The organism is Lysinibacillus sp. UBA5994, assembly GCF_002429725.1.
GTDB lineage: Bacteria > Bacillota > Bacilli > Bacillales_A > Planococcaceae > Lysinibacillus > Lysinibacillus capsici.
This window is the reverse complement of the sequence record NZ_DJAU01000056.1, coordinates 146405-159313: the sequence shown is the minus strand read 5'-3', so window position 1 is coordinate 159313 and position 12909 is coordinate 146405. Positions and strand designations below refer to the sequence as shown.

At 42.3% G+C, this 12909-nt stretch carries 14 protein-coding genes; all 14 read right to left on the bottom strand.

Translation table 11 applies throughout. The features are described 5' to 3' along the window. Positions 1–19 precede the first annotated feature (19 nt). Genes B3D98_RS17040 through cobJ form a run of 14 tightly spaced genes read right to left on the bottom strand, consistent with a single transcriptional unit; the run spans position 20 to position 12909 of the window. A complete protein-coding gene (locus tag B3D98_RS17040) occupies positions 20–556 on the bottom strand; it encodes a cob(I)yrinic acid a,c-diamide adenosyltransferase (protein WP_288584567.1) in 537 nt (178 codons plus the stop codon). Positions 557–569: 13 nt separating this feature from the next. Then, positions 570–1130 (bottom strand): nitroreductase family protein, encoded by a 561-nt coding sequence (locus tag B3D98_RS17035; protein ID WP_048392353.1) that lies wholly within the window; start codon positions 1128–1130, stop codon positions 570–572. A 33-nt stretch (positions 1131–1163) separates the two neighbouring features. Then, positions 1164–1931 carry a uroporphyrinogen-III C-methyltransferase gene (gene cobA / locus B3D98_RS17030; protein WP_054549204.1) on the bottom strand — a complete coding sequence of 256 codons (768 nt, stop codon included), beginning with the start codon at positions 1929–1931 and terminating at the stop codon, positions 1164–1166. After that, positions 1928–2566, bottom strand: coding sequence for a precorrin-2 dehydrogenase/sirohydrochlorin ferrochelatase family protein (locus tag B3D98_RS17025; protein WP_009370253.1), 639 nt, complete (start codon positions 2564–2566; stop codon positions 1928–1930). The genes cobA and B3D98_RS17025 overlap by 4 nt, the downstream gene beginning before the upstream one ends. Then, entirely contained in the window at positions 2559–3926 is a 1368-nt protein-coding gene (locus B3D98_RS17020) for a cobyrinate a,c-diamide synthase (RefSeq protein ID WP_048392351.1), read from the bottom strand. Before B3D98_RS17020 ends, B3D98_RS17025 begins: the two co-directional genes overlap by 8 nt. Before the next feature lie 11 nt (positions 3927–3937). Further along, positions 3938–5059 carry a cobalt-precorrin 5A hydrolase gene (locus B3D98_RS17015; protein WP_048392350.1) on the bottom strand — a complete coding sequence of 374 codons (1122 nt, stop codon included), beginning with the start codon at positions 5057–5059 and terminating at the stop codon, positions 3938–3940. Continuing rightward, entirely contained in the window at positions 5052–5837 is a 786-nt protein-coding gene (gene cobM / locus B3D98_RS17010) for a precorrin-4 C(11)-methyltransferase (RefSeq protein WP_004231312.1), read from the bottom strand. Before cobM ends, B3D98_RS17015 begins: the two co-directional genes overlap by 8 nt. Continuing rightward, positions 5837–6544: a precorrin-2 C(20)-methyltransferase gene (gene cobI / locus B3D98_RS17005; RefSeq protein ID WP_004231310.1), complete on the bottom strand. Its 708-nt coding sequence runs from the start codon at positions 6542–6544 to the stop codon at positions 5837–5839. The genes cobM and cobI overlap by 1 nt, the downstream gene beginning before the upstream one ends. Continuing rightward, positions 6537–7757, bottom strand: a complete 1221-nt coding sequence (locus B3D98_RS17000) for a bifunctional cobalt-precorrin-7 (C(5))-methyltransferase/cobalt-precorrin-6B (C(15))-methyltransferase (RefSeq protein WP_026023453.1) — start codon at positions 7755–7757, stop codon at positions 6537–6539. The genes cobI and B3D98_RS17000 overlap by 8 nt, the downstream gene beginning before the upstream one ends. Then, positions 7714–8847: a cobalt-precorrin-5B (C(1))-methyltransferase gene (locus B3D98_RS16995; protein ID WP_048392348.1), complete on the bottom strand. Its 1134-nt coding sequence runs from the start codon at positions 8845–8847 to the stop codon at positions 7714–7716. Before B3D98_RS16995 ends, B3D98_RS17000 begins: the two co-directional genes overlap by 44 nt. After that, positions 8847–9506, bottom strand: a complete 660-nt coding sequence (locus B3D98_RS16990) for a precorrin-8X methylmutase (RefSeq protein WP_004231303.1) — start codon at positions 9504–9506, stop codon at positions 8847–8849. The genes B3D98_RS16995 and B3D98_RS16990 overlap by 1 nt, the downstream gene beginning before the upstream one ends. Positions 9507–9518: 12 nt before the next feature. Next, complete coding sequence (cobK, locus tag B3D98_RS16985) at positions 9519–10280, bottom strand: precorrin-6A reductase (protein ID WP_103118386.1); 762 nt, start codon at positions 10278–10280, stop codon at positions 9519–9521. Next, on the bottom strand, positions 10277–11227 hold the full coding sequence (locus B3D98_RS16980; RefSeq protein ID WP_103118387.1) for a sirohydrochlorin chelatase: 951 nt from the start codon (positions 11225–11227) through the stop codon (positions 10277–10279). The genes cobK and B3D98_RS16980 overlap by 4 nt, the downstream gene beginning before the upstream one ends. Positions 11228–11241: 14 nt before the next feature. Next, positions 11242–12909: a precorrin-3B C(17)-methyltransferase gene (gene cobJ / locus B3D98_RS16975; protein WP_048392344.1), complete on the bottom strand. Its 1668-nt coding sequence runs from the start codon at positions 12907–12909 to the stop codon at positions 11242–11244.

Here is a 12909-nt window from a genome sequence, read left to right as displayed (position 1 = left end):
CCAGCAATTGTAAAGGGCTTTAAAATTCGAGCCCTTTCACCGCTGGAATCCCTTCATCATAGTAATGCTTTGTCGCCTCAATGGTTGACACTAAATCAGCCATTGCTAGTAATGCTGGATTCGCACTTCGTCCTGTGACAACCAAATGCATTGTAGAAGGGCGGTGTTGGATTGCCTCGATGACTTCTGCTAGGGGAAGGACATCATCGATTGGAAACTTGGTGATCGCTAGGGCATTGTTGAGTTCATCTAGGACCAATATATCAATGCTGTCATCCTGTAGAGCTGCCTTCGTTTTTTTCCAAGCCTTGGCTAATGCAGCTCGATGCTCCTCAGGTGTTTTTGTCCATGTAAAACCTATGCCCATTTGTTCCATTTCTACGCCTAGCTTACGAAGGGCAATTTGCTCTCCATAAGTACGTTCTGGGGATTTGATAAACTGCAGATAACGCACATTTAAGCCTCGACCAACTGCACGCAATGTAACGCCAAGAGATGCTGTCGTTTTGCCCTTACCTTCACCTGTATATACTAAAAACAAGCCTTTTCTTGCCATGCTGATAGCCTCCTTACAGCCATGTTGTCTTTTCTGCAAACGGTGTTCGTTTCTTGTCGGTTTGTTCTTGCTCCTGTGGGTAGCCAATAAATATTGTACCAACTACTTTTTGAGCGTCGCTTGCACCAATAAACGTATGCATACGAGGATCATGTACAAGGCCAACACCACGTGTACGCCAAACAAAGCCAAGACCTAGCTCCTCTGCTGTCAACCACATAGACATAATGGCACTACATACAGCAAAGACATTATCTTCTGTCGCATCTGTGTCCCCTTCTACTATGTCAGCTGTCACCACAATGGCTACAGGGGTTGTTTGTACAACCTTTAATGAACTTTCCACTAAATTTGGCTTCGTGGGAAAGCGTTCTTGTAAATAAGCACTTGCCATTTCTTCATAACGCTTCATGGCTTCATCTTGAATGACATAAAAATGCCAGGGCTCACGCATCCGGTCATTTGGTGCATAGGTTGCTGCCTGTAAAATTTGCTCAATTTTTTCTTTCTCTACTGGTTGTGTCGTGTAATTACGAATTGCTCGACGTTTTTTTAATGCTTCAATGACAGTCATAGTGCTTCCTCCTTGTGCGCTTATAAGAAATGATTATGAAAAGGTAAGACCTTGCTCTTCAAACCATTGAATTTTTTCCCGTACATTGACAACCTCGCCAACAACAATCATAGAAGGGTTATGGTACCCTTCACGCTCAATGATGCTGGCTATCTCATCTAGCGGCCCTGTAATCGTGCGTTGCTGAGCAGTTGTTCCCCACTCAATGACCGCTACTGGCGTTGTTGCCTTCCGTCCATTTTCGATTAATTTGCGAGCAATGTAGGCAATATTACCAACGCTCATATAAAAGGCAACGGTATCTATACCCGTAGCTAAAGCGGGCCAATTCAAAAAATCTTGTCCTTTTTCTTCACGACCATGTCCAGTTACAAGGGCAAAGCTTGTCGCGAAGTCCCTATGTGTAACTGGAATTCCTGCGTATGCAGGAGCTGCAATTCCTGCTGTAATCCCCGGAACGATTTCATAGGCAATGCCATGATTTTTTAATATTTCAGCTTCCTCCGCGCCACGTCCAAAAACAAAGGGATCGCCACCTTTTAGGCGTGTAACAATTTTACCTTCTTGTGCTTTTTCAACGAGTAATGCATTTATTTCCTCTTGAATAAGATGATGCTTCCCAGGTAATTTGCCACAATAAACTAGCTCCGCATCCTTTTTTGCAAAATCAAGCAATTTAGGATTTACAAGACGGTCATAAGCAATTACATCAGACTTTTGAATACATTCCAGTCCATACACAGTAATGAGCTTCGGATCGCCAGGACCTGCTCCCACGATATATACGATTCCATCCTTCATTGCGTTGCTCCCATCAATAGTTGTTGTAAATATGCTTCTCGTCGATCGATCTCACCATGACGTGTCCATTCAAGGATGTTTGGCTCTAGCAATGCTTGTAATGCCGCACGTCTTTGTGGACCTTTATCATACTTAGCAGCAATCATTAATCGAGCTTGCTGTAAAAAGCATACATAGTCATCATAAGCATCATCGAATTGCTCTTCTAAATCTGCTTTAATCTTGCGGGCTAGACTTGGGCTTGCTCCCGATGTCGAAACAGTTACCACCAATGGACCACGGCGAACAGTAGCAGGCGTAATAAAATCACTTTCACTTTGTTTATCTGTTCGGTTGATTAATTGCCAATGCTGTGCTGCTTCTTGAACGGCTTCGTTAACTGCTGTCACATTCGTTGCAGCGATAATGAGAATGGCGTCATCTAAATCACGAGGTTCAAATTCCTTTTGCTTCCAAGTAATTTGCCCTGACTCTGCAAGTGACTGTAATGTGTTATGTAAGGTTGGACTGACAATCACGATGTTTGCCTTTGCTGGTAACAGGGATGCTACCTTCTGCGTTGCCACGTGACCCCCGCCTACAATCACAACTGTTTTATATTCTAGATTGATATGAATAGGAAAATAATTAGTCATTACTTTTCACCTTCTTACAAGCTGTTAACCAATTGTCAACTAGCTTTGGGTTTGATACAAAATGGAAATGAGTATAGCCAGCCACTAAATTTCCTTCTTGATAGCCTTCTTTCTTTTTGCCAAAACGACCAATCGTTTCATAGGCTGCTGTATTGTGAGAACCACTATATTTGGAATAATGGAACTCATGGCCCTTCGCTTGTTCCTCAGCACCAATTAAGAAATTATCGGCTGTGCCAAAAATTTCACGATAACCAAGTGCTGCTAGTTTTGTTTGCATCGCCACTTCTCCAGGAATTACCCCTACCATGTCATAGCGGTCGCCATGGCTATTTGTAATGGCCTCTGTTAAATACATAAAGCCCCCACACTCAGCTAATGTTGGAAGACCTTTAGCAATGACTTGACGAATAGAGTCTTTAACGACTGTATTGGTAGCAAGTGACTCTGCAAATTCCTCAGGAAAGCCACCACCAATATACAAGCCATCTGCTTCAGCTGGTACAGGCTCATTCGCAAGCGGTGAGAAAAACTGTAGTGTCGCACCTTTCGCACGTAACAAAGCCAAGTTTTCTTCATAATAAAAATTAAAAGCAGCATCTCTTGCAACTGCTATACAAATATTTCGTGAAGGCTCCTCCCTAAATAAATGGCCTGATTCTTGCAAGATAGGAGCCTTTGTTAAATGTATTAATTGATCCAAATCAATCGTTTCCGCCATCAGGTTCCCTAGTTTATCAAAAAATGAATCTAGCTCTCCTCTTTCAATAGCAGGTACTAACCCTAAATGACGACTCGGGATATCGATCCCTTCCTCACGCTTTAGGTAGCCAATAACAGGTATGCCGCATTCTTGTTCAATAGCTGCCTTCGCAATTTCGTAATGACCGACACTACCAACCTGGTTCGCAATAACACCAACGATATTCGGCTTATCTGATAGTAATTGGAAGCCTTTCACAACTGCTGCTACGCTACGTGCCATGCTAGCACAATTGACAATTAAAATAACAGGACTCTCTGTCACTACGCTAATATCAGCAGCAGACCCAGCGTCAGATAAAGGGCTTTTACCGTCATAAAAACCCATCACACCTTCAATAATAGATACATCTGCATCTATACTTGCACGTGCCACAATATCACGGACTGCTTCGTGTGAAAACATCCAGCTATCAATATTACGTGATACTCTGCCCGTTACAGCTGTATGATAGGTTGGGTCGATATAATCAGGACCGCATTTAAAGCCCTGCACCACGTTCCCTTTGTTTTGAAGTGCCTTCATCAGTCCAATGGTAAAAGTAGTTTTGCCTACACCACTACCCGTACCAGCTAGTACAAAGCGATTTGTTTGCATGGACTTCCTCCTTAAAATAGGTATCTAGCAACTGAAATCGTAGCATTACCCGATTTTTTCTTCTCTAATAGAAGTGATGGAACCTGTGCATAGCGCATAGCTGCTGGTTCACTCACTCCGTATGCACCCGTATATTTAAAGACTGTTTCAGAGGGTGATGGAAATTCGATTTCATTTAATTCATCCGGTGTATACGTAACGAACTCCCAATCATATTTCTTCGTAATCTCTAAGAAACATTGCTCATCTTTCTTCAAATCAATCGTGCATAAGGCTTTCACACTTTTTTTCGAAAGCTTTAGCTCTGCCAAGGTTTCATCGATTACTTGTTCAATTTCCTCTAAAGATGTACCACGGTTACAGCCCATTCCTAGCACAATGGATTTTGGGCGATAAATAACACCGTTTTCTAGAAGAACCTCTTCTTCAGGTTCAATGATTCGATCTGTTATTAATAATGTGGCATGGGGAGTAGCTTGGATGGCTGCCTGTGTTGATGGATAGATTTTAATTTGCTCTGGCATCGGTGTATCACGCATCCACCAATCACGTTCGCCTGTTTCCTGTACAATGGCTACATGTTCCTCATTTACAACAGATGCACTAACTGGTGTCAATTTATCCGCACTATCCCATACCCAGCCAAAGCGGGCTCCAAATAAATCAACTGGAATCGTCTTTTGTACATCAGAAGCCGTTGTAATAATCGGATTTGCACCAAGTGCAGCTGCCACCTCGTGTGTTAGCTCATTGGCACCACCTAAATGCCCTGATAATACGCTAATAACATTTTCCCCTCGATCATCAATCACCACAACACCTGGGTCTGTCTTTTTATCCTTTAAAATCGGCGCAATCATTCGTACAACTGCCCCTAGTGAAATAATTAAAATCAACCCTTTATATTGCTTAAATAGTGTTGGCAATAGCAGGCGCACTGTTCCTGTAAACAGTTGAATATGCTTTTCTTCTTCATCGCCTTGTTCAAATTTACTCATATAATATAAATCGCTTGCTGCAAAGGTTTGCTGCAGACGACGTCCTATTTGGACACCATGCTTCGTAATGGCTACAACGGCATAAGGATTACGTTGATCAACCTCTGGTAACACACCCTCTTGTAACTCAATCACTTGTCTTCACACCTTTTCTAAAGCCATGTGTAAAGCTTGCATCATATAACTTCGAACGATATTGATCTTTATCATGAATGTTCGGGTCTAATGCCCAGCCCGCTAAAATCATCGCATGCTTACGAATACCATTCACACGCATCGCTTCATCTAATTCGATTAAAGTTGTTCGTACGATTTTTTGATCGGGCCATGAAGCTCGTTGAATAACTGCTACAGGCGTGTCATCAGCCCAACCAGCACTTTGTAGCTCTTTGACAATTTTTTTCGTCAGCGTTGCACTAAGGAATAAGGCAATTGTACAATGATGGCTCGCTAAATCACGCAACTTTTCAAATTCTGGTACAGGTGTGCGCCCCTCTGCACGTGTTAGAATAAGGGTTTGTGTTAGATCAGGAATTGTTAGCTCAGCTCCGATTGCAGCGGCTGATGCAAATACAGAGCTAACTCCTGGAATGACTTCATACCCAATGCCTTCCTTTTTTAATAGCGCAACTTGCTCCATAATGGCACCATACATCGCTGGATCACCTGTATGCATACGTGCCACTGTTTTACCAGCATTGACTCGGTCCACCATCACAGCAACCATTTCCTCCAAATGCATACCAGCTGTACGAATGACCTCCGCATCTGGTCTAGCTTTCGCAATAAGGTCCTCACTCACTAAAGAATCTGTATACATGACAACGTCCGCTGTTTGTAACATATGTAAACCTTTGACTGTAATTAAATCTGGATCACCAGGACCAGCGCCGACAATATAGATTTTTTTCATTATTTACGCACCACCATTAATGTTAAATATTCTAAATCGACACCATCCAACTCACGCACATCCCAAATGATTTCTTCATCAGATGTTACCTTTGTCACCACGGATGCTTTATCTAATAAATCTAAATCGCGTAGCACTTCAAGCATTAAATCAATCACTTTCGCCACTTTAATAAAAACAACAGCATCATGTGTTTCAATCGCTTCACGCATAGCTTCGTAATTGTCATACGCAGGAATAATCGCAACACGATCATCACCATCCGCTAACGCAATGCCTAAGCGTGATGCAGAGCCATTAAACGAAGAAATTCCTGGTACCGTGCGAATTTCGACATCTGGATGCTTGTCCTGCATTAGCTTCATCATATGAATAAACGTACTATACAATAAAGGATCGCCCTCTGTAACAAAGGCTACATCTTTGCCTGCTTGTAATTTTTCGTAGACAAGTTCTACTGACTTTGTCCATTCACGTTCTAGAACAGCCTCATCTTTCGTCATTGGGAATACAAGACCAAGCATATCTTTTTCTTCTGGATTAATATACACATCTACAATACGATGGGCATAGCTTTTACTGCCTTTTAGCTTTTTTGGGTAAGCAATAACAGGTGATTCCTGAATCACTCGAAATGCCTTTACTGTAATTAATTCTGGATCGCCAGGACCAACGCCCAAGCCATATAAAATTCCTAGATTACTCATGATTTTCTTCCTTTCGATAAGCGGAAATAATGTATATTGGATTTAATGGAACAAAGCGTGTCATATCTAAAATTGGTTTACTGCGTGCCAGCTGAGCCTGTAAAATGTCAACAGCAAAACCACAAGCTTTAAATGCCTCAACAGCTTTATATAAATTTTCAATAGTCGCCGCATTTAAGACAATGCGCCCATTTTGCTTTAAACGCTGACAGCATAATTGCAGTAACTCAACCATTTCACCACCAGTGCCCCCGATGAAAATGGCATCAGGGTCTGGAAAGTTGTCTAAACCCTCTGGTGCTTTACTATGGATAGCAGTTATATCGACTCGAAACTTTTGTTGGTTTTGAAGACAGTTTTCTAAATCAGGGGCATTTTTTTCTACGGCAAAAACTTGTCCCTCAGGAGCAAGCTTACCTGCCTCAATGGCCATTGATCCCGTACATGTGCCAATATCCCAAATAATGCTATCCTGTTGAAGCTGCATGGCTTGCAAACTTAAAACTCGAATTTCTTTCTTCGTAATAAGTCCTTTATCTGGCTTTCGTTGTGAAAATTCCTCATCATCAATCCCGAGCGTGTAGCGTTTCGGTGCTATTGTTTGTTTTAAAATCACGACATTTAAAGGAGAAAAATGAGTAACTTCCATTTCATCGAGCGAGTACCAGCCACTTTTTTCGTTGTCGCCCTGTAAATTTTCGGCGACAAACGCACGATATTCCGTCATACCAAAATGCTTTAGATATTTAGCAAGAGCATTCGGACTATTCTCTGCATCGGTTAAAAGTGCCACTTTCTTTTTGCCATCAATTCGCTGTGCCAGGCCCTTCATTGGTCGTCCATGAATACTCGTTACGTAAGCATCCTGCCAGCTCTCTCCCATTTTCGCAAAGGCAAGCTGGACGGAGCTCATATATGGATAAACCTCTATTTGTAGCTTTTTTGCTAAGTAGCCTCCGATGCCATAAAATAATGGATCTCCAGATGCAAGAATCACGGTATTTCTTGTTTCTTCAGACAATCTTTCAACAAGTGTTGAAAGACCTCCTTTTATCAGGATTTTTTCACCCCTATAGTCTGGGAAAAAATCAAGTACTCGCTCACCACCAACAAGTACCTCACAGTCTTCAATCCACTGAAGGTATTGAGGTAATAAGCTTGCTAATCCGTTATCCCCGATCCCAATCAACTTCATCGATCGATGCAATGTCATCAGCCCTTCCTAATAATTGTCCCTGCATCGAATAGATCGATGTGGAAAGCGTTAAACCGCCCTTAATATGATGGATAGAGGAATAGCAGCAAGCCTCACATAAACGATGGAAGAACGCATCATAGCCCTTCTCCATCATCATCTCACCTACTTGTGAAGCTGTATTTGCCTCCAGAACTTGTGCTATCGTTTCTCTATCTGCCCCTATATCCTTTGCCAGTTGTGCTAAAAAATTAAAATCGATTGGTGCACTTTTGGAATGCACCATCATGACTCCTTGTGCGACTTTAGAAAATTTCCCCATCATCCCAACGAGTGAAACTTGTTTGATGCCTAGACGCTTACAATGCTTTAATGTAAAACCTACAAAGTCACCCATTTCAATAAACGCTTCTTCTGCTAGATGTGGGTATTGTTTCATCGCAAACTTCTCACTTCGTCCACCTGTTGTCACCACTAAATGCTCACAGCCAGCCTCTTTCGCTACACTGATGGCTTGGACAATACTGGCCATATAAGCAGAACTCGAAAAAGGCACGACGGTTCCCCTTGTGCCTAAGATTGAGATGCCCCCAAGTATACCGAGTCGTCCATTTAACGTTTTTTTAGCAATCTCCTCACCCTTAGGTACAGAAATCACCACATTCACGCCTCGAGTAATGTGAAATTCGTCCAACACACCTTGGACCGTGCTATAAATCATTTTACGGGGTACAGGATTAATGGCTGCCTCTCCGACAGGCACTGGCAGGCCAGGCTTTGTGACACGCCCGACACCAATACCTCCATCTAAATGAATCCCAGGTGTATCTGCCCAGCTCACTGTGCCAACGATGAGTGCCTGATGGGTCGCATCAGGATCATCACCAGCATCTTTAATCGTTTCACAGCTGACAGCATTTTCTTCAAATATACATTTTTCAATTGTAAAGGTTGCATCTCGACCAATAGGTAAATGAATCGTACTTGTCTCTTGCTCCTCCTTAGTAATAAGGGCAAGCAGTGCAGCCTTTGATACAGCAGTTGCACAGGCTCCCGTCGTATAACCGTGACGCATGTCCTTGGGGTCCTTTTTTGGCTTCCGCTCCATTATTTTTTCGCCTGTTCGTCCGCTAAAAGTGAGATGGCATTTAAAGCAGCAACCGTCACTGTACTACCGCCTTTCCGACCAACATTTGTAATGTACGGAATCCCTTCTAGTTTAAGCAGCTCTTCTTTTGACTCAGCTGCTGACACAAAACCAACAGGCATACCGATAATTAAATCTGGTTTTGCTAGCCCTTCTTTAATTAATCGAATCAATTCCAGCAATGCAGTCGGTGCATTACCAATGGCATAAATACCACCTTCATGTAATTTTGATGCCTTTTGCATCGAAATAATGGCACGTGTTGTATTTTGTTTTTTCGCTTCTATTGATACATCTTCATCCGCAATATAGCAATGCAAATCACCACCATGTTTTTGGAAACGCTTTTTACCAGAGCCACTTTCAATCATTTGCACATCTGCAATGACATGACGTCCTGCAAGAATAGACTTGATACCCGCTTCAATAGCACCTGGTGTAATGATGACACTACGACCTAGCTCGAAATCAGCTGATGCATGGATAATGCGACGTACAACTTTCCATTCATCTTCTGAGAAGTCATGCTCGCCCATTTCCTCTGCAATAATAGAGAAACTGTAATCGTAAATTTTATCTGGGTCTACCGTTAATGGTTTAAAATCTGTTTTAAAATCCATGGAAAATGCCTCCTAAATTGTATGTTCAACAGCCTGTAATACTTCTTCAAATGTTGAATATTGTTGGCCGTACTGTATATTTGGTCGTGCAATAAGAATCGTTTCAATCTGGCATGCGAGAGCTGCCTCTAGCTTCTCATCAACTGAGCCCACTTTACCGCTTTCCTTGGTAATCATCAATGTCACTCCGTATTGACGAAATAGAGCTTCATTTAATTCCTTTGAAAACGGACCTTGAATAGCCACAATATCTCGCTGCGCCACGCCAAGTGCCTCACATTTTTCCATATTATCCAGTCGTGGAAGCATACGAGCGATTACTCTTGTGTTTTCTAAGCCCTGTAAAACCCTTGTAAATGTAGCGAGTGTTTTACTACCTGTCGTTAGCATAATGACACCGCGTTTTTCTGCAGCTAGCTGAGCTGCCTCCTCATAATCCTTTACAACAGTAATCAAAGGATGGGCATAATGTTCATGAGCTCTTTCATAGCGAATATAAGGAATCTTTGCCTGCTTTGCCGCTGCCATCGCATTTTTAGAGGCTTCCTCCGCAAATGGATGAGAAGCATCTACCACCAATTGATAGCCCTGCTCTGTCATGATGGTCGCCATTTCCTCAGCTGTCAGTCTACCGATTAAATGTGGCAGGCCAACGTCAGCAAGACTAGAGGCTGCCGACTCAGTGACGACCGTAGCGGTTACCGCATAACCTGCACGTTGTAATGCTAGGGCTAGATCCCTTGCATCACTTGTCCCTGCTAACATGAAAATCATTTTACCGGCTCCTCTTCATGATGATGGTGATGGTCATGGTCATGATGGTCATGCCCATGATCGTGATCGTGATGGTCGTGATGATGATGCGCATGTCCATGATCGTGATCGTGATCATGATGGTGATGATGATGTGCATGTCCATGTACTGCCGCATAGGCGCGATAATCTTCTAGATCTTGCATACCTGTTGATGTACCGTTGATTGCCTGTTCAATACGCTCTAATAAAACATTTTGTAACCGTTCATGGTAGCCAAAATAGTTAGCAATTTGAATATCACAATCTGGATAAAGTTCATTAAACTTCTCACACATGCCATGCATGCGTTCCATCAAAATGCCTGTGAATAAAAAGTATGGTAACATGATGATTTTTTTTGCACCTAGTTTGACACAACGTTCAATTCCTTCTTCAACTCGTGGATCTGTGACACCCATAAAAGCACTTTCTACGTATTTCACAGGTAGTTTTTCCCATAAAAGTCGCGTAATTTTATAAAAATCACCATTAGCAGATGGATCACTGCCACCTCGTGCAATCAATAAAATCGCTGTGTCTTCCTGCTCTTGTTCTGAATTAAAGCCAATTTCAGCTAGGCGATCTTGTAAAATGGCAAAGATTTCATCATGGATACCAATTGTTTGACCATATGTGAAGGTAATCGCTGGATAATGCTCACGCGCATGCTCGATTTCCGCTGGAATATGCAGCTTTGAATGGCCTGCATGCAGTAAAATGATTGGAATTACATGTACCTCTGTAGCTCCCTTTTTCACACAGTTTGTAATACCTTCTTCGATGTTAGGTGAAGCAAATTCAAGGAAACAAGTTTCCACTAAAAATTGTTCATCAATACGCGGTGTCATTTGTTCGATAAATGTACGAACCTCATCATTTCCTGCTGCTAAACGGCTCCCATGGCCGACAAATAAAATAGCTTTCATCTCTCTACTCCTTACTAGTCGCCGCACGGAGCTGGCTCTACTTTTATTTTGGAAGACATATCTTGATACGTAAAATGCAGTATCTTTTTCACACGTTTAAAATATTTAAACAAGCGTTCATTTGGATGAGCATTTGCTTTATATTCTTCAATAATATCTGTAATGAGTGGAATCAGTTGCTCAGGCTCCAGCCCTTCTACAACAGGCTGTGCTGCGTGTGCTGTACGACCGACTGGTTTTGCTCCAATAAAGACATCGAATTTACTTTTGCGGTAGACGATGCCAATATCATCAAATACAGCCCGATAACAGGCCATACCACAGCCATTAAAGCCAATATTTAATGTCTTCGGTAAGGACATACCGCCTAGTTTTTCTTGTATTTCCTCTGCATATGGTATTGAATCAGCCTTTTCACCGTAGCAAAAATCACAAGCCTTCAGTGATAACACATCACCAATCGGGGCTAATAAAAACCCTACTTCCTGTAATTTCTCTGTGATCTGTTCAGGGGCAGTCGTTGGTATTTTCAAATGAATTTGATGATCTGGTGTGTATTCCATCGTCCCCTCATCCCCAACGACCTCCGCTAACGTCATCATTTGCTGGGGAGTAAAAAACTTATTGGCTACACCAGGACTTACTGCTAATTCAAAAATAGATTCTATTTTTTGCTGTACAAGCTTCGGTGTTACTTTGACTGCGCTTGTCCCTTTTACCATTGCAAGTGCCGCTGTAGCCATTTCAAGAGCTGTTTTTTTAGGCTTTGGCGTAGCGGCAATACTGGGTTTATTAAAGCGCCCTGCATTAGGGTCAGCCGTAAAGTCATTTCGCGCTGTTCCCGTCTCTTGGTTCATTGCCCAAGGTTCATTTTCTTCGCGTAAACGTTGATGTGGACGTAATGGCTGTTTCTCTTCACCCAGGGTATATTTACGTTGGTAACCGCGGGGCGTAATCATCTTATTGTCATAGAAAAATGTTGACGAATTCCCGATAATGACAGTTGTCAACATACCAATATCATGTTCTAGCATTTCTGCTAGTGTTGTCATGGTCACTTCTTGACGCTCTCGATAGGCACTTTTCACAAGCCCTACTGGTGTGTCTGGCGAACGATATTCTAAGAGTATTCGTTGAGCCTCGACAATTTGTCTTGTTCGACGTCCACTTTTAGGATTGTATAAAGCAATGACAAAGTCCGCCATTGCAGCTGCCTCGACACGCTTTGCAATTAAATTCCAAGGTGTTAGATGGTCACTCAAACTGATTGTACAAGCATCGTGCATAATAGGTGCACCAAGTATGCTAGCGCATGAATTAATCGCAGAAATCCCAGGAACAATTTCAACTTCAATTCCTGTTGCTTCTGTCCAGCCTAGCTCAATTAACACCTCATAGACTAATCCTGCCATGCCATAGACGCCTGCATCACCACTCGAAATTACTGAGACGATGCTCCCTGCTTCAGCTTGACGAACGGCTTCCTGTGCACGCGACACTTCTTCTGTCATGCCTGTACTAACAATCGATTTTGCACTTACTAAATCTTGAATCAGCTCTACATAGGTTTTATAGCCTATAATCATATCACTTTGTTGTAAAGCCTCTACTGCACGTGTCGTAATATGCTTAAAATCTCCAGGTCCAAAGCCTACTACGAAAATTTTTCCTTTTTGCGCCAT